Annotated in this window: 20 protein-coding genes; 16 read left to right on the forward strand and 4 right to left on the reverse strand. The window is 54.5% G+C overall.

Going from position 1 to position 25191, the window contains the following annotated elements; translation table 11 throughout:
- Positions 1-61 precede the first annotated feature (61 nt).
- Together acrD and narQ are read right to left on the reverse strand one after the other, a co-directional pair.
- Positions 62-3175: a multidrug efflux RND transporter permease AcrD gene (gene acrD / locus HGD79_RS22530; RefSeq protein ID WP_001273136.1), complete on the reverse strand. Its 3114-nt coding sequence runs from the start codon at positions 3173-3175 to the stop codon at positions 62-64.
- Positions 3176-3338: 163 nt separating this feature from the next.
- Positions 3339-5039, reverse strand: coding sequence for a nitrate/nitrite two-component system sensor histidine kinase NarQ (narQ, locus tag HGD79_RS22535; protein ID WP_000636129.1), 1701 nt, complete (start codon positions 5037-5039; stop codon positions 3339-3341).
- Positions 5040-5244: 205 nt separating this feature from the next.
- Here narQ and aegA point away from each other — a divergent pair, with 205 nt between their 5' ends.
- From aegA to HGD79_RS22550, 3 genes are all read left to right on the forward strand, one after another.
- Positions 5245-7224, forward strand: a complete 1980-nt coding sequence (gene aegA, locus HGD79_RS22540) for a formate-dependent uric acid utilization protein AegA (RefSeq protein ID WP_001078880.1) — start codon at positions 5245-5247, stop codon at positions 7222-7224.
- A 67-nt stretch (positions 7225-7291) separates the two neighbouring features.
- Positions 7292-7867: a GDP-mannose pyrophosphatase NudK gene (nudK, locus tag HGD79_RS22545; RefSeq protein ID WP_001299058.1), complete on the forward strand. Its 576-nt coding sequence runs from the start codon at positions 7292-7294 to the stop codon at positions 7865-7867.
- 125 nt (positions 7868-7992) lie between these two features.
- Complete coding sequence (locus HGD79_RS22550; protein ID WP_001270524.1) at positions 7993-9036, forward strand: DUF1176 domain-containing protein; 1044 nt, start codon at positions 7993-7995, stop codon at positions 9034-9036.
- Positions 9037-9131: 95 nt separating this feature from the next.
- Here the strand turns inward: HGD79_RS22550 and tkt are convergent, their stop codons facing one another.
- Entirely contained in the window at positions 9132-11135 is a 2004-nt protein-coding gene (gene tkt / locus HGD79_RS22555) for a transketolase (protein WP_000087298.1), read from the reverse strand.
- Positions 11136-11154: 19 nt separating this feature from the next.
- A complete protein-coding gene (tal, locus tag HGD79_RS22560) occupies positions 11155-12105 on the reverse strand; it encodes a transaldolase (RefSeq protein WP_001003709.1) in 951 nt (316 codons plus the stop codon).
- A gap of 288 nt (positions 12106-12393) precedes the next feature.
- Between tal and maeB the strand changes: the two genes are divergently transcribed.
- The 13 genes from maeB to eutA all read left to right on the forward strand — a co-directional run bounded on the left by maeB (position 12394) and on the right by eutA (position 25189).
- Entirely contained in the window at positions 12394-14673 is a 2280-nt protein-coding gene (gene maeB, locus HGD79_RS22565) for an NADP-dependent oxaloacetate-decarboxylating malate dehydrogenase (RefSeq protein ID WP_000342642.1), read from the forward strand.
- Positions 14674-14964: 291 nt separating this feature from the next.
- Positions 14965-15300, forward strand: coding sequence for an ethanolamine utilization microcompartment protein EutS (eutS, locus tag HGD79_RS22570; RefSeq protein ID WP_000356956.1), 336 nt, complete (start codon positions 14965-14967; stop codon positions 15298-15300).
- 12 nt (positions 15301-15312) lie between these two features.
- Entirely contained in the window at positions 15313-15792 is a 480-nt protein-coding gene (gene eutP / locus HGD79_RS22575) for an ethanolamine utilization acetate kinase EutP (protein WP_000820764.1), read from the forward strand.
- Complete coding sequence (gene eutQ, locus HGD79_RS22580; protein WP_000733903.1) at positions 15767-16468, forward strand: ethanolamine utilization acetate kinase EutQ; 702 nt, start codon at positions 15767-15769, stop codon at positions 16466-16468. Before eutP ends, eutQ begins: the two co-directional genes overlap by 26 nt.
- Positions 16465-17268 (forward strand): ethanolamine utilization cob(I)yrinic acid a,c-diamide adenosyltransferase EutT, encoded by an 804-nt coding sequence (eutT, locus tag HGD79_RS22585; protein ID WP_000651298.1) that lies wholly within the window; start codon positions 16465-16467, stop codon positions 17266-17268. Before eutQ ends, eutT begins: the two co-directional genes overlap by 4 nt.
- On the forward strand, positions 17265-18281 hold the full coding sequence (gene pta / locus HGD79_RS22590) for a phosphate acetyltransferase (protein ID WP_096280766.1): 1017 nt from the start codon (positions 17265-17267) through the stop codon (positions 18279-18281). The genes eutT and pta overlap by 4 nt, the downstream gene beginning before the upstream one ends.
- Before the next feature lie 38 nt (positions 18282-18319).
- The gene (gene eutM, locus HGD79_RS22595; protein WP_000387713.1) at positions 18320-18613 is read left to right on the forward strand and encodes an ethanolamine utilization microcompartment protein EutM; all 294 of its coding nucleotides are present in this window, start codon (positions 18320-18322) and stop codon (positions 18611-18613) included.
- Positions 18614-18719: 106 nt separating this feature from the next.
- Positions 18720-19007: an ethanolamine utilization microcompartment protein EutN gene (gene eutN, locus HGD79_RS22600; protein ID WP_000762196.1), complete on the forward strand. Its 288-nt coding sequence runs from the start codon at positions 18720-18722 to the stop codon at positions 19005-19007.
- 11 nt (positions 19008-19018) lie between these two features.
- Positions 19019-20422 (forward strand): aldehyde dehydrogenase family protein, encoded by a 1404-nt coding sequence (locus HGD79_RS22605; protein WP_168848507.1) that lies wholly within the window; start codon positions 19019-19021, stop codon positions 20420-20422.
- A gap of 10 nt (positions 20423-20432) precedes the next feature.
- Complete coding sequence (gene eutJ, locus HGD79_RS22610) at positions 20433-21269, forward strand: ethanolamine utilization protein EutJ (RefSeq protein ID WP_000929726.1); 837 nt, start codon at positions 20433-20435, stop codon at positions 21267-21269.
- Positions 21259-22446 carry an ethanolamine utilization ethanol dehydrogenase EutG gene (gene eutG / locus HGD79_RS22615; protein ID WP_168848508.1) on the forward strand — a complete coding sequence of 396 codons (1188 nt, stop codon included), beginning with the start codon at positions 21259-21261 and terminating at the stop codon, positions 22444-22446. The genes eutJ and eutG overlap by 11 nt, the downstream gene beginning before the upstream one ends.
- A gap of 116 nt (positions 22447-22562) precedes the next feature.
- Positions 22563-23789: an ethanolamine utilization protein EutH gene (gene eutH / locus HGD79_RS22620; RefSeq protein WP_000512372.1), complete on the forward strand. Its 1227-nt coding sequence runs from the start codon at positions 22563-22565 to the stop codon at positions 23787-23789.
- On the forward strand, positions 23786-25189 hold the full coding sequence (gene eutA / locus HGD79_RS22625) for an ethanolamine ammonia-lyase reactivating factor EutA (protein ID WP_001097452.1): 1404 nt from the start codon (positions 23786-23788) through the stop codon (positions 25187-25189). Before eutH ends, eutA begins: the two co-directional genes overlap by 4 nt.
- Positions 25190-25191: the final 2 nt, after the last annotated feature.

Below are 25191 nucleotides of genomic sequence, written 5' to 3' on the forward strand. Positions count from 1 at the left end.
GCAGGTTCTTAATCGGAAAGTTGAAAAAGGCGACACATTGGCATGTCGCCTTTTTTATTGCTTATTCCGGGCGCGGCTTCAGCGGGAAGCGGCGGCGCACCAGCACAAAGAACAGCGGCACGAAGTAAATAGCCAGAATAGTAGCTGAAATCATCCCGCCCATTACGCCAGTACCCACCGCATGCTGACCACCGGAACCGGCACCCGTGCTGGTTGCCATTGGCAATACGCCGAAGATAAATGCCAGCGAGGTCATCAGAATCGGGCGTAAACGCTGACGGCAGGCGTGGAGCGTCGCTTCAAACAGGTCGTGGCCTTTTTGGTTCATCTCGTTAGCAAACTCGACGATCAGGATGGCGTTTTTCGCCGATAAACCAATGACCGTTAACAGGCCCACCTGGAAGTAAACGTCGTTTTCCAGCCCGCGCATCCAGGTTGCCAGCAGCGCGCCGATAACCCCCAGCGGCACGACCAGCATTACCGAGAACGGTACCGACCAGCTTTCATACAATGCCGCCAGACACAGGAATACTACCAGCAAGGAAATGGCGTACAGCGCCGGAGCCTGCGCGCCGGAAAGCCGCTCCTGATACGACATCGCCGTCCACTCCAGACCAAAGCCGTTTGGCAACTGCTTCACTAACGATTCCATAATATCCATCGCCGTACCGGTACTGACCCCCGGTGCGGCTTCCCCAACAATCTCAACCGCAGAATAACCGTTATAGCGTTCCAGACGCGGCGAGCCTGTCTCCCAGCGTGAGGTCGCGAAAGCAGAGAAGGGCACCATGCCGCCATCTTTATTTCGGACATACCAGAGATTAATGTCATCTGGCAGCATGCGATACGGCGCAGCTGCCTGCACATAGACTTTCTTCACGCGACCGCGATCCATAAAGTCATTCACATAGCTCGAACCCCAGGCGGTTTGCAGTGTGTCGTTAATATCGTCGATAGCAACGCCCAGCGCCTGAGCTTTACGCTGGTCGATATCAATCTGCAACTGCGGACTGTCATCGAGGCCGTTATGGCGCACACGGGTTAGCTCCGGGTTTTCCGCCGCCAGCGCCAGCAACTGGTTACGTGCTGCCATCAGCGCATCGTGACCTGCTCCAGCGTGGTCCTGCAACTCCATATCAAAACCTGCAGAACTACCAAGACCGCTAATTGCTGGCGGGCTGCTGGCGATAACGCGAGCTTCTTTAATCTTGTTAAACGCCTTCGTTGCACGCTCGATAATGGCAAATGAGGTGCCGGTCTTACTGTCGCGTTCGCTCCAGTCTTTCAGGCGGATAAACATTCGCGCCACGTTTTGCCCGTTACCCCCGGGGCCAGAACCAACAGTGGCAAACACCGACATGATGTTGTCTTTTTCATGGGTGAAGTAATATTTCTCGATTTGCTCAACGACTTTCAGGGTCTGTTGTTGGGTTGAACCGCTGGGCAATTGTACCGAGGTAGTAAACATGCCACGGTCTTCCAGCGGTAAGAACGACGTCGGCAAACGCAGGAACAGGAACACCATGCCGCCAAGCAGCAGGACATAAATCACAATCCAGCGCAGGCTACGGTGGAGAATTTTCGCCACCCCTTTTTCGTAGCGTTCGGCGTTGCGGTTAAACATCTGGTTAAACCAGGCAAAAAAGCCTTTTTGCCCGTGATGCTCACCTTTTTTCAGTGGCTTAAGTAGTGTGGCACACAGAGCCGGAGTGAGGATCATCGCTACCAGTACTGACAGCACCATCGCCGCAACAATGGTAATAGAGAACTGGCGATAGATGGCACCGGTGGTGCCGCCGAAGAAGGCCATTGGTACAAATACCGCCGAAAGAACCATCGCAATCCCGACCAGTGCCCCCTGGATCTGCCCCATCGATTTACGTGTGGCTTCGCGAGGAGTGAGTCCTTCCTCACTCATAATACGTTCGACGTTTTCCACCACCACGATTGCGTCATCCACCAGCAGACCGATCGCCAGCACCATCGCGAACATGGTTAAGGTGTTGACGCTGTAACCGAAGGCGTAAAGTACGGAGAAGGTTCCCATCAACACCACCGGCACGGCGATAGTGGGTATCAGCGTGGCGCGGAAGTTTTGCAGGAACAGATACATAACGAGGAAAACCAGAGCGATAGCTTCCAGCAGCGTTTTCACCACGTCTTCAATGGAGGCTTTAACAAACGAGGTGGTTTCATACGCCACCTTGTATTCCAGTCCGTGCGGGAAATACTGCGCCAGCTCGTCGAGACGATTGAGCACCAGCTCCGCTGTCGCCATTTCGTTTGCGCCGGAGGCCAGTTTTACCCCCAGCCCGGAGGCTGGCTTACCATTGAAGCGGCTAAGATAATCGTATTTCTCCGCCCCCATTTCGACGGTGGCGACATCGCCCAGCCTTACCTCTGAGCCGTCTTGATTCACCCTCAAGGTGATATCGCGGAACTGTTCTGGTGTTTGCAGCAGTGACTGGGCGTTAATGGTGGCGTTGAGCGCCTGCTTATCGACGGAAGGTGTACCACCAAGTTGCCCAACCGCAATCTGCGCGTTCTGTGACTCAATGGCATCAGTGACATCTTTAGCCGTCATCTGGAAACTGTTGAGTTTCGCCGGGTCCAGCCAGATACGCATGGAATATTGCGAACCATAGGCATCGATATCCCCGACGCCATTCACGCGGCTTAACGGGTCCTGAATATTACTGGCAACATAATCGGCAATATCCTGTTTATCCATCGAACCATCGGTAGAGACGAAAGCAATGGTCAGAATATTGGTATCGCCGGTTTTACGCACCGTCACGCCCTGATTTTGCACCGCCTGCGGTAACTTTCGCATGGCTGATTGCAGCTGGTTTTGTACTTGCTGCACGGCTTCGTCCGGATCGGTGCCTGCTTTAAAACTTAAAGTGACAGATGCCTGACCGGTGCCACTGCTCTGAGATGACATATACATGAGATTATCGAGGCCGGTCATATTTTGCTCGATAACCTGGGTCACGGTGTTTTCCAGCGTCTGGGCCGATGCGCCGGGATAGTTAGCGGTCACTCGCACATTCGGTGGCGCGAGATCGGGGTATTGTTCAACGGGCAATGAGAAAATCGCCAGGGTACCTGTCAGACACAACAGGATTGCCAGCACCCAGGCAAAAATGGGGCGATCAATAAAGAAATTCGCCATTAAAAGAGGACCTCGTGTTTCTGCGTATCGTTGTAGGCTTGACTTGCTTCACTGTAGCGGCAAGGTACGAGCCAATCGTGGAGAAAAAAAGGAGTTAATGTAAATTATCATGCCCTTTTATACTGAACCTTAAGTGCAAGTATTCTTTGGTCAGTAGGAGGCATTACATCAGCTGACTTTCCTCACCCTCCGCGGAGCGAAAGCTAATACTCACTAACGTGCCGCCGCCGGAAGGTTGTGAAAAAGTCAGCGTCCCACCCAGCCGTTCCGCGCGTTCGCGCATGATATTCAGACCATAATGACCTTCGGGCTCTTTCGGTTCACCGATGCCAATCCCGTTATCACGGATATAAACCGTGTGATTGCCGTCCGGCGCGGTGACGCAACTGACGGCGATTTCGCTGGCGTTGGCGTGCTTCATCGCATTCAGCACCGCTTCGCGAATAATTTGCAACAAATGCACCTGCATTTGCGCATCCAGCGCCAGGGTTGGCAGACGGCAGTCGAGGGTCAGTTTGGCGCTGGTTTGATTTTGTAACGTATCCAGCATTTCCCTCAACGCGGAGGGGAGATCCGCCTGCTGCAGCGTCAGGCGGAAAGTAGTCAACAGCTCGCGTAACTGCCGATAAGCATCATTCAACGCCTGGGAAAAATCGGCCATGATACTTTGTGCGGTGGCGTTATCTTCCGGTATCGAACGCTTCAGTAACGTCAACTGGATACGTAAGTAAGAAAGTACCTGAGCCAGCGAGTCGTGCAATTCGCGGGCGATGGTTGCACGTTCTTCCATCAACAATAACTGCTGAAAATGCTTCTGCGCCTGATTAAAGTACAAACCGCGTCCCAGCATCGACGAAACGCTGTTAAGCAGCGGTTCTGATGATGAAACGTGACTATTTTGCCAGTGCAGTTCGCCGTAAACCGTCTCTTGCATTGTCACCGGTAAAATCTGCATCGGCAATTCCGGGTTTGGTTGCCCTTCGCTAATCCGCCAGTTTTCACCGACATTTAACTCCAGATATTCAGCCGCTTCATTGTCGCGAACAATCTGCAAAATATGGCGGAAACAATGCACATCAATCTGGCTGGTGTTCAGCGCCTGGGAACATTGATACAACACCTCCAGACGACGCTTGGCCTCGTGGAGATCGCGGGTCTTTTCTTCTACTGACGCCTCCAGCGAAAGGTACAATTTATGCAGCTCGCTCGACATCTGGTTAAAGGTTTTTGCAAGCAGACCAAGCTCATTCGGCAGACTGGTATCCAGCGGCGGCGAGTCGAACTGTCCGTGTTCAATACGCTGACTGGCGGTAACCAGCTGATTCAGCGGGGCAACCACCTGATGGCGTATGCGGCGCAAAGTAAAAAAGACCAGCGTGAAAATACCGATACCGCCAGCCAGGGAAATCGCCACCACCAGCAGCATTTTGCGTTCAGCGTAGTGCTGTAAAGCCAGCACGAACAGGTCTATCTGATTAACATAATTATTAATATTGGCCTGATACCACGGCAAATCGCCCTTGCTGAGCCGATTATTCATCTCCAGCCAGTTGGCATTCAGATGCGCATAGCGAGTTTTTACTGCTTCTGGCACATACCAGACGTTGAGATTGGTTAATACCGGTGAATGCAGTGCCTGCTGAAACAACTGGCGATGTGCATTGAGTTGTGGACTGCCACTTTGCAAGTCGTAGCCCAGGCGGTAACTCTGCATACGCAGCGATCCGGCAATATTGATAGCCTCAGCGTCGCGCAAACTGCTCGCCAGAGTTAGCAGAGCGATACCCGTGGAAAGAATCGACAGCAGCACAATGTAAAAAAAGGCCCGGGCCAGACTGGCCGAGACGGGTCGTTTAACAATCACACGCGTCTTCTCCACAAAAAATCATTAATGTTCCAGTTCGCTGAAACACAATTTAGTCAGTGATGGGATTATTTGATCTGCCACAGTTTATAGCGAAATAGTTACTTATTCTGGGCACATGAACATTGCCGATTCCCCTGTAAGTCGGGTAATAACAACACTCATATAAAGAATAAGGTTTTTACAACCAAAAAAGAAGGTCGTTATGAATCGTTTTATTATGGCCAACAGTCAGCAATGTCTGGGTTGTCATGCTTGTGAAATCGCCTGTGTCATGGCTCACAATGATGAGCAACATGTCCTGAGCCAACACCATTTTCATCCCCGAATTACGGTTATCAAACATCAACAGCAACGTAGTGCAGTGACCTGTCACCATTGTGAAGATGCGCCCTGCGCCCGTAGCTGCCCTAATGGCGCAATCAGCCACGTTGATGACAGCATTCAGGTCAATCAGCAAAAGTGTATTGGCTGTAAATCCTGCGTGGTGGCCTGTCCTTTTGGTACGATGCAAATCGTCCTGACACCCGTCGCGGCAGGAAAAGTAAAAGCCACGGCGCATAAATGCGACCTTTGTGCGGGGCGCGAAAACGGTCCTGCCTGTGTTGAGAATTGCCCGGCGGACGCGCTGCAACTGGTCACTGACGTCGCACTCTCCGGCATGGCGAAATCCCGCCGCTTGCGCACCGCGCGTCAGGAACATCAACCGTGGCATGCCAGTACCGCGGCGCAAGAAATGCCGGTAATGAGTAAAGTCGAACAAATGCAGGCAACGCCCGCGCGTGGCGAGCCGGATAAACTGGCGATTGAAGCGCGCAAAACCGGTTTTGATGAAATTTATCTGCCATTTCGCGCCGACCAGGCACAACGGGAAGCCTCGCGCTGCCTTAAGTGCGGCGAGCACAGCGTTTGTGAATGGACCTGCCCGCTGCATAACCATATACCGCAGTGGATTGAACTGGTGAAAGCCGGAAACATCGACGCCGCCGTCGAGCTTTCTCACCAGACCAACACCCTGCCGGAAATTACCGGACGCGTTTGTCCGCAAGACCGTTTGTGTGAAGGTGCCTGTACTATTCGCGATGAGCACGGCGCGGTAACTATCGGCAACATTGAACGCTACATTTCAGATCAGGCGTTGGCGAAAGGTTGGCGTCCTGACTTAAGCCATGTCACCAAAGTGGACAAGCGGGTGGCGATTATCGGTGCAGGTCCGGCAGGGCTGGCCTGTGCGGATGTTCTGACCCGCAATGGCGTGGGGGTGACGGTGTACGATCGCCATCCAGAAATCGGTGGCTTGCTCACTTTCGGCATTCCTTCTTTCAAACTGGATAAATCCCTGCTGGCACGCCGTCGGGAAATCTTCAGCGCGATGGGGATTCACTTCGAACTCAATTGTGAAGTGGGTAAAGATGTCTCTTTGGATTCGCTTTTGGAACAATACGACGCGGTCTTCGTTGGCGTAGGCACTTACCGTTCCATGAAAGCGGGTTTACCCAATGAAGATGCGCCGGGCGTTTATGACGCGCTGCCGTTCCTCATTGCCAACACTAAACAGGTGATGGGGCTCGAAGAGCTACCGGAAGAGCCGTTTATCAATACCGCCGGACTTAACGTCGTGGTACTGGGCGGCGGCGACACCGCGATGGACTGTGTGCGTACCGCACTGCGCCACGGCGCGAGTAACGTCACCTGCGCTTATCGTCGTGATGAAGCTAACATGCCAGGCTCGAAGAAAGAAGTGAAGAACGCCCGCGAAGAGGGGGCCAACTTCGAATTTAACGTCCAGCCGGTGGCGCTTGAGCTGAATGAACAAGGTCACGTCTGCGGGATTCGTTTCCTGCGCACGCGTCTTGGCGAGCCGGATGCCCAGGGGCGTCGGCGTCCAGTGCCGGTGGAAGGCAGTGAATTTGTCATGCCAGCCGACGCGGTGATTATGGCGTTTGGCTTCAATCCGCACGGGATGCCGTGGCTGGAGTCGCACGGTGTAACGGTAGACAAATGGGGCCGCATCATCGCGGATGTGGAAAGCCAGTACCGTTACCAGACCACCAATCCGAAAATCTTCGCTGGTGGTGACGCCGTGCGTGGTGCGGATCTGGTGGTTACCGCAATGGCAGAAGGACGTCATGCGGCACAGGGGATTATTGACTGGCTGGGGGTAAAATCAGTCAAATCTCACTGATAGCCTGCGCAGACAAACCCGACTTCACAGCGTAAGATAATTGTTCATTTCGCGCTGTGGAGTCGGTATGACGCAACAAATCACCCTCATTAAAGACAAAATTCTCTCCGATAACTATTTCACCCTGCACAACATTACCTACGATCTCACGCGCAAAGATGGCGAAGTTATCCGCCATAAACGTGAAGTTTACGATCGCGGTAATGGTGCGACGATCCTCCTGTACAACGCGAAGAAAAAGAGCGTGGTTCTGATTCGTCAGTTCCGTGTCGCTACCTGGGTTAATGGCAATGAAAGCGGGCAGCTGATTGAAACCTGCGCCGGGCTGCTGGATAACGACGAACCGGAAGTGTGCATTCGTAAAGAAGCGATTGAAGAGACGGGCTATGAAGTGGGCGAAGTGCGCAAATTATTTGAACTGTATATGTCGCCTGGCGGTGTGACTGAGCTAATCCACTTTTTTATCGCCGAATACAGTGACAATCAGCGCGCTAACGCCGGTGGCGGTGTTGAAGATGAAGATATTGAAGTGCTCGAGCTGCCGTTCAGCCAGGCGCTGGAGATGATCAAAACCGGCGAGATACGTGACGGTAAGACGGTGTTATTGCTTAACTATTTGCAAACGTCACATTTAATGGACTGAAAAATAACAATAATATTTCGTTGTTTATTATTGGCTCAATCCGACAAATCTGATTGAGCCGCGCTACCTGCGCAACGAAGATACGACTTGTGCTGTTTGTTTGAACTTCTGGGGTCGTACCGTCCATGCGCTATCGCATTTTCCTTCTCTTTTTTTTCGCTTTGTTGCCGACGTCTTTGGTGTGGGCGGCACCAGCGCAACGGGCGTTTTCCGACTGGCAGGTCACCTGTAATAACCAAAACTTCTGCGTGGCGCGCAATACGGGCGATCATAATGGACTGGTGATGACCCTGAGCCGCAGCGCCGGGGCGCATACCGATGCCGTTTTACGTATTGAGCGCGGCGGGTTGAAGTCGCCGGATGCGTCTGAAGGAGAGATAGCGCCACGGCTGCTGTTAGATGGTGAGCCGTTGGCGTTAAGTGGTGACAAGTGGCGGATTTCACCATGGTTATTAGTAACCGATGATACGGCAACCATCACCGCGTTTTTGCAGATGATTCAGGAAGGGAAGGCGATCACCTTACGCGACGGCAATCAGACCATTTCTCTGAGTGGCTTAAAAGCGGCGTTGTTGTTTATTGATGCTCAGCAAAAGCGCGTTGGCAGTGAAACCGCGTGGATCAAGAAAGGGGACGAACCGCCGCTCAGCGTACCGCCCGCGCCTGCGCTGAAAGAGGTCGCGGTGGTTAACCCAACGCCGACGCCACTCTCACTCGAAGAACGCAACGATTTGCTGGATTATGGAAACTGGCGGATGAATGGTCTGCGCTGCTCGCTTGATCCGTTACGTCGTGAGGTGAATGTCACTGCGCTGACTGATGATAAAGCGCTGATGATGATTAGCTGTGAGGCAGGGGCCTATAACACCATTGATTTGGCATGGATTGTGTCGCGTAAAAAGCCACTAGCCTCGCGCCCGGTTCGGTTGCGTTTGCCGTTCAACAACGGTCAGGAGACGAATGAACTGGAACTGATGAACGCAACATTTGATGAGAAATCGCGTGAACTGGTGACCTTAGCGAAAGGGCGCGGATTAAGCGATTGTGGCATTCAGGCGCGCTGGCGCTTTGACGGTCAGCGTTTTCGCCTGGTGCGTTATGCCGCAGAACCCACCTGCGATAACTGGCATGGGCCAGACGCCTGGCCCACGTTGTGGATCACCCGTTAAACAAAATTGCGGGGACATGTAGGCCGGATAAGACGCTGTAGGCCGGATAAGACGCGTCAGCGTCGCATCCGGCAATCAGCATCCGGCGATCACCATCAGGCACCTTTCACTCCCAGCACCTTATGCGCTTTTGCCACAATATTCTCGGCGGTAAAGCCAAAGAACGGGAACAGCTTATCCGCCGGAGCAGATTCCCCGTAACCCGTCATCCCGACAATTGCCCCTTTCAGACCAACATACTTGTACCAGTAATCGGCAATACCTGCTTCCACCGCCACGCGAGCCGCAACGTTAGAAGGCAACACCGACTCCCGATATTCCTCATCCTGGGCGTCGAAAATATCGGTCGAGGGCAGGGAAACTACGCGTACATTGCGACCTTCTCCTGCTAATTTCTCTGCCGCTTGCAGGGTAATTTCCATCTCTGAACCGGTGGCAATCAGAATAATATCTGGCTTACCGCCGCTGTCTTTCAGCACATAACCGCCACGAGCAATCTCTTTAACCTGATCCGGCGTACGTTCCACCTGGGCCAGATTCTGCCTTGAGAGGATCAGTGCCGTCGGTCCGTTGTGGCGCTCAACCGCCAGCTTCCAGCCCACCGCCGCTTCCACCTGATCGCACGGTCGCCAGGTGCTGAAATTTGGCGTTAAGCGCAGGCTGGCCAGTTGCTCAACAGCCTGGTGCGTCGGACCATCTTCGCCCAGGCCAATTGAGTCGTGGGTATAAACCATAATCTGCCGCGCTTTCATCAGTGCCGCCATCCGCGCGGCGTTACGGGCGTATTCAACAAACATCAGGAACGTCGCGGTATACGGCACAAAGCCGCCGTGGTGCGCGATGCCGTTGGCGATAGCGGTCATGCCAAATTCACGCACCCCGTAGTGAATGTAGTTGCCCGCTGGATCTTCCTTCAGCGAAACAGAACCTTTCCAGATGGTCAGGTTGCTGGGAGCCAGATCCGCCGAACCGCCGAGCAACTCAGGCAGCATCGGCCCGTAAGCGTTAAGCGTATTTTGCGAAGCCTTACGGGTAGCGATTTTCGCCGGATTTGCCTGTAACTCATTGATATATTTCTGAGTCGTTTTCTCCCAGTCCTTCGGTAAACCACCGCTCATCCGTCGGGTAAACTCTTCTGCCAGTTGCGGATGAGCCTTTTTATAGGCGGCAAACTTCTCATTCCAGCTCTGCTGCGCTTTTTCGCCTTTTTCACGGGCATCCCAGGCGTGATAAATCTTTTTAGGGATCTCAAATGGCGGATGGTGCCAGCCCAGTTTTTGCCGTGCCAGCGCCACTTCTTCTTCCCCCAGTGGTGCGCCGTGCGCCTCTTCCTTACCTGCTTTATTCGGCGAACCAAAGCCAATCACCGTACGGCAGATAATCAGCGACGGCTTATCTTTCACGCTTTGCGCTTCAAGGATCGCTTCCTTCACCGCCTGCGGATCGTGACCGTCGATTTCATGGATCACATGCCAGTGATAGGCTTCAAAACGTTTTGCCGTATCGTCGGTAAACCAGCCTTCTGTTTCACCGTCGATGGAAATACCGTTGTGATCGTAAAAACCAATCAGCTTGCCCAGTCCCAGCGTGCCTGCCAGCGAACAGACTTCGTGGGAAATACCTTCCATCAGGCAGCCGTCGCCCATAAACACATAGGTGAAGTGATCGACGATCTCATGGTCTGGCTGGTTAAACTGCGCCGCCAGTGTACGCTCTGCTATCGCCAGCCCGACGGCGTTCGCCAAACCTTGTCCAAGCGGGCCGGTGGTGGTTTCAACGCCTGGCGTATAGCCAATCTCCGGGTGGCCTGGGGTTTTCGAATGCAACTGACGGAAGTTCTTCAGTTCTTCCAGCGGCAGGTCGTAACCGGTCAGATGTAGCAAACTGTAGAGCAGCATCGACGCGTGACCGTTGGAAAGAATAAAGCGGTCGCGATCATACCAGGTTGGGTCGGTAGGATTATGTTTAAGAAAATCGTTCCACAGCACTTCGGCAATATCAGCCATGCCCATCGGCGCGCCGGGATGACCAGAATTGGCTTTTTGTACCGCATCCATACTGAGTGCGCGAATCGCATTGGCAAGGTCTTTTCGGGACATATAACACTCCGTGGCTGGTTTATAGTTTGGCGGCAAGAAGATCTTCCAGTTTGCGTTGATCAACGGCGAACAGACGAATGCCTTCAGACAGTTTTTCTACCGCCATCGCATCCTGATTGTGCTCCCAACGGAACTCCGCTTCGCTCATGGGTGCTGGGCGTGGGAACGTCTGAGAAGGCGGGATTAATTTACGTACCACTGGCGAAACTTTTTCCTGCAGCTCCTTCAGCAAATTCGGTGCGATAGTCAGTCGATCGCAGCCGGTTAAGGCGAGGATTTGTTCGGTGCGACGGAAGCTCGCGCCCATCACAATGGTTTCATAGTGGTGTTGCTTATAGTAGTCGTAGATATTGCGCACCGATTTAACGCCCGGATCTTCTTCCACCACATACGGGTCCATCGGCTTGCGTGCCTGATACCAGTCATAAATACGCCCGACAAACGGCGAAATCAGAAAAACGCCCGCTTCTGCACAGGCCCGCGCCTGGGCAAAAGAAAACAGCAGCGTCAGGTTGCAGTTAATACCTTCTTTTTCCAGCTCTTCGGCCGCGCGAATGCCTTCCCAGGTCGAAGCCAGTTTGATCAAAATGCGTGATTTCTCAACGCCTTGTTGCTGATACAAGTCCACCAGATGGCGCGCCTTCTCAATACTCTTTTCTTTATCAAAAGAGAGGCGTGCATCAACTTCTGTTGACACGCGACCGGGTACGATTTTGAGGATTTCAGCACCGAAATTGACCGCCAGTTTGTCACACGCTGCGACCACCTGTTGTTCCTGGGTCTTGCCATTTTTTTTACCCCAGGCGATAGCATCGTCTATTAAATGCTCATATTGTGATAATCCGGCAGCCTTGAGTAACAGCGAAGGATTGGTGGTGGCATCCTGGGGATGATAATGGCGAATGGACTCAATATCGCCGCTGTCTGCCACGACAGTGGTGAACTGTTTGATGCCGTCTAACTCGTTCATAGGAAATACTCCTTGAAAAGTAAAGTGTTAGATGAGTGCGTTAATTCACACTTCTGAGAAATTTCGCTAAACGCATCAAAAAAGCATAGCAGACAGGCATGGTATTGCTGGATTAAGCAGGTAACATCAGTGTTATAGGATTATTACCAAAACATTATATTAATGGTGAGAGTTTGGACTTGCTCAAAGTCTGTAGACTCCGGCAGGGTAATAATGTGCGCCACGTTGTGGGCAGGGGCTGTTGCCCACACACTTTATTTGTGAACGTTACGTGAAAGGAACAACCAAATGGATGACCAGTTAAAACAAAGTGCACTTGATTTCCATGAATTTCCAGTTCCAGGGAAAATCCAGGTTTCTCCAACCAAGCCTCTGGCAACGCAGCGCGATCTGGCGCTGGCCTACTCACCAGGCGTTGCCGCACCTTGTCTTGAAATCGAAAAAGACCCGTTAAAAGCCTACAAATATACCGCGCGCGGTAACCTGGTGGCGGTGATCTCTAACGGTACGGCGGTGCTGGGGTTAGGCAACATTGGCGCGCTGGCTGGCAAACCGGTGATGGAAGGCAAGGGCGTTCTGTTTAAGAAATTCGCCGGGATTGATGTATTTGACATTGAAGTTGATGAACTCGACCCGGACAAATTTATTGAAGTTGTCGCTGCGCTCGAACCGACCTTCGGCGGAATCAACCTCGAAGACATTAAAGCGCCAGAATGTTTCTATATTGAACAGAAACTGCGCGAGCGGATGAATATTCCGGTATTCCACGACGATCAGCACGGCACGGCAATCATCAGCACTGCCGCCATCCTCAACGGCTTGCGCGTGGTGGAGAAAAACATCTCCGACGTGCGGATGGTGGTTTCCGGCGCGGGTGCCGCAGCAATCGCCTGTATGAACCTGCTGGTAGCGCTGGGTCTGCAAAAACATAACATCGTGGTTTGCGATTCAAAAGGCGTTATCTATCAGGGCCGTGAGCCAAACATGGCGGAAACCAAAGCCGCATATGCGGTGGTGGATGACGGCAAACGTACCCTCGATGATGTGATTGAAGGCGCGGATATTTTCCTTGGATGTTCCGGCCCGAAAGTGCTGACCCAGGAAATGGTGAAGAAAATGGCTCGTGCGCCAATGATCCTGGCGCTGGCGAACCCGGAACCGGAAATTCTGCCGCCGCTGGCGAAAGAAGTGCGTCCGGATGCCATCATTTGCACCGGTCGTTCTGACTATCCAAACCAGGTCAACAACGTCCTTTGCTTCCCGTTTATCTTCCGTGGCGCGCTGGATGTTGGCGCAACGGCTATCAATGAAGAGATGAAACTGGCGGCGGTACGCGCGATTGCGGAACTGGCCCACGCCGAACAGAGCGAAGTGGTGGCTTCAGCGTATGGCGATCAGGATCTGAGCTTTGGTCCGGAATACATCATTCCAAAACCGTTTGATCCGCGCTTGATCGTTAAGATCGCTCCTGCGGTCGCTAAAGCCGCGATGGAGTCGGGCGTGGCGACGCGTCCGATTGCTGATTTCGACGTCTACATCGACAAGCTGACTGAGTTCGTTTACAAAACCAACCTGTTTATGAAGCCGATTTTCTCCCAGGCTCGCAAAGCGCCGAAGCGCGTTGTTCTGCCAGAAGGGGAAGAGGCGCGCGTTCTGCATGCCACTCAGGAACTGGTAACGCTGGGACTGGCGAAACCGATCCTTATCGGTCGTCCGAACGTGATCGAAATGCGCATTCAGAAACTGGGCTTGCAGATCAAAGCGGGCGTTGATTTTGAGATCGTCAATAACGAATCCGATCCGCGCTTTAAAGAGTACTGGACCGAATACTTCCAGATCATGAAGCGTCGCGGTGTCACTCAGGAACAGGCGCAGCGGGCGCTGATCAGTAACCCGACAGTGATCGGCGCGATCATGGTTCAGCGTGGGGAAGCCGATGCAATGATCTGCGGTACGGTGGGCGATTATCATGAACATTTTAGCGTGGTGAAAAATGTCTTTGGTTATCGCGATGGCGTTCACACCGCAGGTGCAATGAACGCGCTGCTGCTGCCGAGTGGTAACACCTTTATTGCCGATACCTACGTCAATGACGAACCAGACGCAGAAGAGCTGGCGGAGATCACCTTGATGGCGGCAGAAACTGTCCGTCGTTTTGGTATTGAGCCGCGCGTTGCTCTGTTGTCGCACTCCAACTTTGGTTCTTCTGACTGCCCGTCGTCGAGCAAAATGCGTCAGGCGCTGGAACTGGTCAGGGATCGTGCGCCAGATCTGATGATTGATGGTGAAATGCACGGCGATGCAGCGCTGGTGGAAGCGATTCGCAACGACCGTATGCCGGACAGCCCTTTGAAAGGTTCTGCCAATATTCTGGTGATGCCGAACATGGAAGCTGCCCGCATTAGTTACAACTTACTGCGCGTTTCCAGCTCGGAAGGTGTGACTGTCGGTCCGGTGCTGATGGGCGTGGCGAAACCGGTTCACGTGTTAACGCCGATCGCATCGGTGCGTCGTATCGTCAACATGGTGGCGCTGGCCGTGGTTGAAGCGCAAACCCAACCGCTGTAATTCTTTTTTAACTCTCACGCTTACCCTGAATATTCAGGGTAAGCGGTTTGGCTGCAATATATTAGTAAAGCTTATTACTGAGTTTGCGAATAATAAAAAAGCAGTCTATATAATATCTCGATATTATTTTATTTATATTCATGCGTTGCATATGAAAGTTTATGCACCACAGCGAATATCTCTCCATTCTTAGTGATCTACCTCACCTTTTAAACGCGCTTGCCGAATTTTGTTATTTACTCTGACGAAAAATTGTCACGATACACGAAAGTTTTTCACAGGCGGCGACTCATGGATAAAGAACGCATCATTCAGGAATTTGTGCCCGGCAAACAGGTCACACTGGCGCATCTCATCGCGCATCCCGGTGAGGAACTGGCGAAGAAAATCGGCGTTCCGGATGCGGGCGCAATTGGCATTATGACGCTAACTCCCGGCGAAACGGCGATGATCGCCGGTGATTTAGCGCTGAAAGCCGCTGATGTGCATATCGGTTTTCTCGACCGCTTCAGCGGTGCATTGGTGATTTATGGCTCGGTGGGCGCAGTAGAAGAAGCGTTATCACAAACCGTCAGCGGTTTAGGTCGCTTATTAAATTATACGCTTTGTGAAATGACCAAAAGTTAATACGAGGCATTCATGAAACGAATTGCGTTTGTGGGTAGCGTCGGGGCAGGAAAAACAACGTTATTTAATGCGTTGCAGGGGAATTATACCCTCGCCAGAAAAACACAGGCCGTGGAATTTAATGATAAGGGCGATATTGATACGCCGGGTGAATATTTTAGCCATCCCCGCTGGTATCACGCCTTAATTACCACGCTACAGGATGTAGACATGCTGATCTATGTCCATGGCGCAAATGACCCGGAAAGTCGGTTGCCTGCCGGGTTGCTGGATATTGGCGTCAGCAAACGGCAAATCGCCGTCATCAGTAAAACGGACATGCCAGATGCTGACGTCGCCGCAACGCGAAAGTTATTGCTTGAGACGGGTTTCGAAGAGCCGATTTTCGAGCTAAACAGCCACGACCCGCAAAGCGTGCAGCAACTGGTGGATTATCTGGCATCTCTCACCAAACAGGAGGAAGCAGGTGAAAAAACTCATCACAGCGAATGATATTCGTGAAGCACACGCGCGCGGCGAACAGGCAATGTCCGTGGTTCTGCGCGCCAGCATTATTACCCCGGAAGCCCGTGAAGTGGCGGATCTACTGGGTTTTACCATCACCGAATGTGATGAATCGATCCCGGTAACGGCGTCCGTGCCCGCCAGCGTGCCAGCCGACAAAACCGAAAGCCAGCGCATCCGCGAAACCATCATTGCCCAGCTGCCGGAAGGCCAGTTTACCGAAAGCCTGGTCGCACAGCTGATGGAAAAAGTGATGAAGGAAAAACAGTCGCTGGAGCAGGGCGCAATGCAGCCGAGCTTCAAATCGGTGACCGGCAAAGGCGGCATCAAAGTGATTGATGGCAGCAGCGTCAAGTTTGGTCGTTTCGACGGCGCAGAGCCGCATTGCGTGGGCTTGACTGATCTTGTGACCGGAGACGACGGCAGCAGCATGGCCGCCGGTTTTATGCAGTGGGAGAACGCATTCTTCCCGTGGACCCTGAACTACGACGAAATCGACATGGTGCTGGAAGGGGAGCTACATGTTCGCCACGAAGGCGAAACCATGATCGCCAAAGCAGGCGACGTGATGTTTATCCCGAAAGGCTCCAGCATCGAATTTGGTACGACATCCAGCGTGAAATTCCTGTATGTCGCCTGGCCGGCTAACTGGCAATCCCTATGAAAGATTTCATCACCGAAGCATGGCTAAGAGCGAACCATACGCTCAGCGAAGGCGCAGAGATCCATCTCCCTGCGGACAGTCGCCTGACGCCCTCTGCCCGGGAGTTGCTGGAAAGCCGCCATCTGCGCATCAAGTTTATTGACGAGCAGGGCCGCCTGTTTGTTGACGATGAACAGCAGCAGCCGCAGCCCGTTCATGGGCTGACCAGTAGCGATGAACATCCGCAGGCGTGCTGCGAACTGTGCCGCCAGCCGGTGGCAAAAAAGCCGGATACGCTGACTCACCTGTCGGCGGAAAAAATGGTCGCCAAAAGCGATCCGCGTCTGGGTTTTCGCGCGGTTCTCGACAGCACCATTGCGCTGGCAGTGTGGCTGCAAATTGAACTGGCGGAACCGTGGCAGCCGTGGCTGGCGGATATCCGTTCGCGTCTTGGCAACATTATGCGCGCCGATGCGCTGGGGGAACCGCTGGGCTGCCAGGCGATTGTCGGGCTTTCTGACGAAGATCTGCATCGGCTTTCTCATCAGCCGCTGCGCTATCTCGACCACGATCATCTGGTGCCGGAAGCCAGCCACGGGCGCGATGCTGCGTTGCTCAATCTGCTACGCACCAAAGTGCGGGAAACCGAAACCGTAGCGGCGCAGGTCTTTATCACCCGCAGCTTTGAAGTATTACGCCCGGACATTTTGCAGGCGCTGAACCGCCTTTCGAGCACGGTCTACGTGATGATGATCCTGAGCGTAACGAAGCAGCCGCTAACGGTGAAGCAGATCCAACAACGACTGGGGGAAACGCAATGATTATTGAACGTTGTCGTGAACTGGCGTTGCGAGCGCCCGCCAGAGTGGTTTTTCCGGATGCGTTAGACCAACGTGTGCTGAAAGCCGCGCAATATTTACATCAACAAGGTCTGGCAACGCCCATTCTGGTCGCCAATCCGTTTGAACTTCGTCAGTTTGCGCTCAGTCACGGCGTGGCGATGGACGGGCTACAGGTGATTGATCCGCATGGCAACCTCGCAATGCGGGAAGAATTTGCTCATCGCTGGCTGGCCCGCGCGGGCGAAAAAACGCCGCTGGATGCGCTGGAAAAACTTACCGACCCTCTGATGTTCGCCGCAGCAATGGTCAGCGCCGGTAAAGCGGATGTCTGTATCGCGGGCAACCTCTCTTCCACGGCAAATGTGCTGCGTGCCGGATTACGCATTATCGGCTTGCAGCCAGGCTGTAAAACGCTCTCTTCCATTTTCCTGATGTTGCCACAGTACAGCGGCCCGGCGTTGGGCTTTGCCGATTGCAGCGTGGTGCCACAGCCGACGGCGGCGCAGCTGGCGGATATCGCGCTTGCCAGTGCCGAAACCTGGCGCGCCATCACCGGAGAAGAGCCGCGCGTGGCGATGCTGTCGTTTTCCAGCAATGGTAGCGCCCGTCACCCCTGTGTTGCTAACGTCCAGCAGGCGACAGAAATCGTCCGTGAGCGCGCACCAAAGCTGGTGGTGGATGGCGAGTTACAGTTTGACGCCGCCTTCGTGCCGGAAGTGGCGGCGCAAAAAGCGCCTGCCAGCCCGCTACAGGGCAAGGCCAATGTGATGGTTTTTCCGTCGCTGGAAGCCGGAAATATTGGTTACAAAATCGCACAACGACTCGGCGGATATCGTGCCGTCGGGCCACTGATACAAGGACTTGCCGCGCCGATGCACGATCTCTCTCGTGGTTGTAGCGTGCAGGAAATTATCGAGCTGGCGCTGGTGGCAGCTGTGCCGCGTCAGACAGAAGTGAACCGCGAAAGCAGTTTACAAACACTGGTTGAATGAACGGTCCCGTTCTGGACCCTGATAAAGAGGAAAGCACAATGGAAGCATTAGGAATGATCGAAACCCGGGGCCTGGTTGCACTGATTGAGGCTTCTGACGCGATGGTGAAAGCTGCGCGCGTCAAGCTGGTTGGTGTTAAGCAGATTGGCGGCGGCCTGTGTACTGCCATGGTTCGTGGTGATGTTGCAGCCTGTAAAGCCGCGACCGATGCAGGTGCCGCAGCGGCACAGCGTATCGGCGAGCTGGTATCTGTACACGTTATCCCGCGTCCGCACGGCGACCTGGAAGAAGTCTTCCCGATCGGCCTGAAAGGCGATAGCAGCAACCTGTAATCACCCTGTGTGACGTCGATTCGGGCGTCACGCTCTCTCCTTTTTCATTTTACCTTCTGCGGAGGGTAGGGGGAGCTTTTACCTGAAATACGCCACGGAGGCGGGTATGAAACTGGCAGTCGTCACTGGACAAATTGTTTGTACCGTACGCCATCACGGACTGGCGCATGACAAATTGCTGATGGTGGAAATGATTGATCCACAAGGTAATCCTGACGGGCAATGCGCCGTCGCCATCGACAATATTGGCGCGGGAACCGGGGAGTGGGTGTTACTGGTGAGTGGCAGTTCCGCCCGCCAGGCGCATAAAAGCGAAACGTCACCGGTCGATCTGTGCGTGATTGGCATTGTCGATGAGGTGGTGTCTGGCGGTCAGGTAATTTTCCACAAATAAGGCAGAACATCATGAATCAACAGGATATTGAACAGGTGGTGAAAGCGGTACTGCTGAAAATGCAAAGCAGTGACACGCCGTCCGCCGCCGTTCATGAGATGGGCGTTTTCGCGTCCCTGGATGACGCCGTTGCGGCAGCCAAAGTCGCCCAGCAAGGGTTAAAAAGCGTGGCAATGCGCCAGTTAGCCATTGCTGCCATTCGTGAAGCAGGCGAAAAACACGCCAGAGATTTAGCGGAACTTGCCGTCAGTGAAACCGGCATGGGGCGCGTTGAAGATAAATTTGCAAAAAACGTCGCTCAGGCGCGCGGCACACCAGGCGTTGAGTGCCTCTCTCCGCAAGTGCTGACTGGCGACAACGGCCTGACCCTAATTGAAAACGCACCCTGGGGCGTGGTGGCTTCGGTGACGCCTTCCACTAACCCGGCGGCAACCGTAATTAACAACGCCATCAGCCTGATTGCCGCGGGCAACAGCGTCATTTTTGCCCCGCATCCGGCGGCGAAAAAAGTCTCCCAGCGGGCGATCACGCTGCTCAACCAGGCGATTGTTGCCGCAGGCGGGCCGGAAAACTTACTGGTTACTGTGGCAAATCCGGATATCGAAACCGCGCAGCGTTTGTTCAAGTTTCCGGGCATCGGCCTTCTGGTGGTGACCGGCGGCGAAGCGGTAGTAGAAGCGGCGCGTAAACACACCAATAAACGTCTGATTGCCGCAGGCGCTGGCAACCCGCCGGTAGTGGTGGATGAAACCGCCGACCTCGCCCGTGCCGCTCAGTCCATCGTCAAAGGCGCTTCTTTCGATAACAACATCATTTGTGCCGACGAAAAGGTACTGATTGTTGTTGATAGCGTAGCCGATGAACTGATGCGTCTGATGGAAGGCCAGCACGTGGTGAAACTGACCGCAGAACAGGCGCAGCAGCTGCAACCGGTGTTGCTGAAAAATATCGACGAGCGCGGAAAAGGCACCGTCAGCCGTGACTGGGTTGGTCGCGATGCGGCGAAAATCGCGGCGGCAATCGGCCTGAACGTGCCGCAAGAAACGCGTTTGCTGTTTGTGGAAACCACTGCAGAACATCCGTTTGCCGTGACCGAACTGATGATGCCGGTGCTGCCCGTCGTGCGCGTCGCCAACGTGGCGGATGCCATTGCGCTGGCGGTGAAACTGGAAGGCGGTTGCCACCACACGGCGGCAATGCACTCGCGCAACATCGAAAACATGAACCAGATGGCGAATGCTATTGATACCAGCATTTTCGTTAAGAACGGACCGTGCATTGCCGGGCTGGGGCTGGGCGGGGAAGGCTGGACCACCATGACCATCACCACGCCAACCGGTGAAGGGGTAACCAGCGCGCGTACGTTTGTCCGTCTGCGTCGCTGTGTATTAGTCGATGCGTTTCGCATTGTTTAAGGAGTAACAGATGGCGCACGACGAACAATGGCTCACCCCACGTCTGCAAACGGCGGCAACGCTGTGTAACCAGACGCCCGCCGCGACGGAATCTCCGCTGTGGCTGGGGGTGGATCTGGGCACCTGCGATGTGGTGTCGATGGTTGTCGACCGCGACGGTCAGCCGGTGGCGGTATGCCTCGACTGGGCCGATGTGGTCCGCGACGGCATCGTCTGGGATTTCTTCGGCGCTGTCACCATTGTTCGTCGCCATCTCGACACGCTCGAGCAGCAATTCGGTCGCCGTTTTAGCCATGCGGCGACTTCATTTCCTCCAGGTACGGACCCGCGTATTTCCATCAACGTGCTGGAATCTGCCGGGCTGGAAGTGAGCCATGTGCTGGATGAGCCAACCGCAGTCGCGGATCTGCTGCAACTGGACAACGCCGGTGTAGTGGATATCGGCGGCGGCACTACCGGCATTGCCATCGTGAAAAAGGGCAAGGTGACGTACTCGGCGGATGAAGCCACCGGCGGACATCACATCTCTCTGACTCTCGCCGGAAATCGTCGTATTTCGCTGGAAGAGGCAGAGCAGTACAAGCGCGGTCATGGTGACGAGATTTGGCCCGCGGTGAAACCGGTGTACGAAAAAATGGCGGACATTGTCGCCCGGCATATTGAAGGGCAGGGCATTACTGATTTATGGCTGGCGGGCGGCTCTTGTATGCAACCGGGCGTGGCGGAACTGTTTCGCAAACAATTCCCGGCGTTACAGGTGCATTTACCGCAGCACAGTTTGTTTATGACCCCGCTGGCGATCGCCAGTAGTGGGCGAGAGAAAGCGGAGGGGCTATATGCAAAATGAATTGCAGACCGCGCTCTTTCAGGCGTTCGATACCCTGAATCTGCAACGGGTAAAAACATTTAGCGTTCCACCGGTGACGCTTTGCGGTCCGGGCTCGGTGAGCAGTTGCGGACAGCAAGCGCAAACGCGTGGGCTGAAACATCTGTTCGTGATGGCAGACAGCTTTTTGCATCAGGCAGGGATGACCGCCGGGCTGACGCGCAGCCTGGCTGTTAAAGGCATCGCCATGACGCTCTGGCCATGTCCGGTGGGCGAACCGTGCATCACCGACGTGTGTGCAGCCGTGGCGCAGTTGCGTGAGTCAGGCTGTGATGGGGTGATCGCATTTGGCGGCGGCTCGGTGCTGGATGCGGCGAAAGCCGTGGCGTTGCTGGTGACGAACCCGGATAGCACGCTGGCGGAAATGTCAGAAACCAGCGTTCTGCAACCGCGCCTGCCGTTGATTGCCATTCCAACGACCGCCGGAACCGGCTCTGAAACCACCAACGTAACGGTGATTATCGATGCGGTGAGCGGGCGCAAGCAGGTGTTAGCCCATGCTTCGCTGATGCCGGATGTGGCGATTCTCGACGCCGCGTTGACCGAAGGTGTGCCGTCGCATGTCACGGCGATGATCGGCATTGATGCGTTAACCCATGCCATTGAAGCATACAGCGCCCTGAACGCTACACCGTTTACCGACAGTCTGGCGATTGGTGCCATTGCGATGATTGGCAAATCGCTGCCGAAAGCGGTGGGCTACGGTCACGACCTTGCCGCGCGCGAGAGCATGTTGCTGGCTTCATGTATGGCGGGAATGGCGTTTTCCAGTGCGGGTCTTGGGTTGTGCCACGCGATGGCGCATCAGCCGGGCGCGGCGCTGCATATTCCACACGGTCTGGCGAACGCCATGTTGCTGCCAACGGTGATGGAATTTAACCGGATGGTTTGTCGCGAACGGTTTAGTCAGATTGGTCGGGCACTGCGAACTAAAAAATCCGACGATCGTGACGCTATTAACGCGGTAAGTGAGCTGATTGCGGAAGTTGGGATTGGTAAACGACTGGGCGATGTTGGCGCGACATCTGCGCATTACGGTGCATGGGCGCAGGCCGCGCAGGAAGATATTTGTCTGCGCAGCAACCCGCGTACCGCCAGCCTGGAACAGATTGTCGGACTGTACGCGGCGGCGCAATAAATGCCGGATGCGACGCTTGCCGCGTCTTATCCGGCCTACGGGATTGCACATGTAGGGCGGATAAGGCGTTTACGCCGCATCCGCCAATAAATAACAACTAACAGGGAGTAAAGGCGATGGGAATTAACGAAATCATCATGTACATCATGATGTTCTTTATGCTGATAGCTGCCGTAGACAGGATCCTGTCGCAGTTCGGCGGTTCTGCTCGTTTCCTCGGTAAGTTCGGTAAAAGTATCGAAGGATCAGGCGGTCAGTTCGAAGAAGGCTTTATGGCAATGGGCGCTCTGGGTCTGGCGATGGTCGGTATGACCGCGCTGGCACCGGTACTGGCTCACGTACTCGGGCCGGTAATTATCCCGGTTTACGAAATGCTCGGCGCAAACCCGTCAATGTTCGCCGGAACACTGCTGGCGTGCGATATGGGCGGCTTCTTCCTCGCCAAAGAGCTGGCGGGCGGCGACGTAGCAGCGTGGCTATACTCTGGGTTAATTCTCGGGTCGATGATGGGGCCAACGATTGTGTTTTCCATTCCGGTGGCGCTCGGCATTATCGAACCTTCTGATCGTCGTTATCTGGCGCTCGGCGTGCTGGCGGGCATTGTGACCATTCCGATTGGCTGTATTGCTGGTGGTCTGGTTGCTATGTACTCCGGTGTGCAGATCAACGGTCAGCCGGTGGAATTCACTTTCGCCCTGATCCTGATGAACATGATCCCGGTGATCATTGTCGCGATTCTGGTGGCGCTGGGGCTGAAATTCATCCCGGAAAAAATGATCAACGGCTTCCAGATCTTCGCCAAATTCCTCGTTGCATTGATCACCCTCGGTCTTGCCGCTGCGGTAGTGAAATTCCTGCTTGGCTGGGAACTGATCCCCGGTCTGGATCCTATCTTTATGGCCCCTGGCGATAAACCCGGTGAAGTGATGCGCGCCATTGAAGTTATCGGTTCTATCTCCTGCGTGCTGTTAGGGGCGTATCCAATGGTGCTGCTGCTGACTCGCTGGTTTGAAAAACCGCTGATGAGCGTCGGTAAAGTACTGAATATGAACAACATCGCGGCAGCCGGCATGGTGGCAACGCTTGCCAACAACATCCCGATGTTCGGCATGATGAAGCAGATGGATACCCGCGGCAAAGTCATCAACTGCGCCTTCGCCGTTTCCGCTGCTTTCGCCCTGGGCGACCACTTAGGCTTCGCCGCTGCCAACATGAACGCCATGATCTTCCCGATGATTGTCGGCAAGTTGATCGGCGGCGTAACGGCGATTGGCGTGGCGATGATGCTGGTGCCAAAAGAAGACGCGACCGCGACTAAAACCGAAGCGGAGGCACAATCGTGAACACTCGCCAGCTATTGAGCGTCGGTATCGATATCGGCACCACCACCACCCAGGTGATTTTCTCCCACCTGGAACTGGTTAACCGTGCGGCGGTGTCGCAGGTGCCGCGCTACGAATTCATTAAACGCGAAATTAGCTGGCAAAGCCCGGTATTCTTTACCCCTGTCGATAAACAGGGTGGTTTAAAAGAAGCGGAACTGAAATCGCTGATTTTAGAGCAATATCAGGCTGCGGGCATTGCGCCGGAAAGCGTTGATTCTGGTGCCATCATCATCACCGGTGAAAGCGCGAAAACCCGCAATGCTCGCCCGGCGGTGATGGCGCTCTCTCAGTCGCTGGGCGATTTTGTCGTTGCCAGCGCCGGGCCGCACCTCGAATCCGTGATCGCCGGTCACGGAGCCGGGGCACAAACCCTTTCTGAACAACGGCTGTGTCGGGTACTGAATATCGACATCGGCGGTGGCACCGCGAACTACGCCCTGTTCGATGCCGGAAAAATCAGCGGCACTGCCTGTCTCAACGTCGGTGGTCGCCTGCTGGAAACCGACAGCCAGGGGCGCGTGGTTTACGCTCATAAACCGGGGCAGATGATTGTGGATGAGTGCTTCGGTGCAGGCACTGACGCCCGTTCGCTGACCGGCGCGCAGCTGGTGCAGGTTACCCGGCGGATGGCGGCGCTGATTGTCGAAGTGATTGACGGAACGCTTTCGCCGCTCGCGCAGGCATTGATGCAAACCGGTTTGCTGCCCGCAGGTGTTACGCCCGAAATCATTACGCTTTCTGGAGGCGTGGGCGAATGTTATCGCCACCAGCCCGCCGACCCGTTCTGTTTTGCCGATATTGGCCCACTTCTGGCAACGGCGCTGCATGACCATCCGCGCCTGCGTGAGATGAATGTGCAGTTTCCGGCGCAAACCGTACGCGCCACGGTGATTGGCGCGGGTGCACATACCCTTTCGCTCTCTGGCAGCACAATCTGGCTGGAGGGCGTACAACTGCCGCTGCGCAATTTGCCGGTGGCGATCCCGATTGATGAAACGGATCTGGTGAGTGCCTGGCAACAGGCGCTGCTTCAGCTGGATCTTGATCCCAAAACTGACGCGTACGTGCTGGCGCTTCCCGCCTCGCTGCCTGTGCGTTACGCCGCGGTACTGACGGTCATCAACGCGCTGGTCGATTTCGTCGCGCGTTTTCCGAATCCGCATCCCCTGCTGGTGGTGGCCGGGCAGGACTTTGGTAAAGCTCTGGGCATGTTGTTGCGCCCACAGCTACAACAACTCCCGTTGGCAGTCATTGACGAAGTGATTGTCCGCGCGGGGGACTATATCGACATTGGTACGCCTCTTTTTGGCGGATCGGTTGTGCCGGTGACGGTGAAATCACTCGCATTTCCTTCCTGAGG

It is taken from the genome of Escherichia sp. SCLE84 (assembly GCF_012584495.1).
Taxonomy (GTDB): Bacteria; Pseudomonadota; Gammaproteobacteria; order Enterobacterales; family Enterobacteriaceae; genus ECMA0423.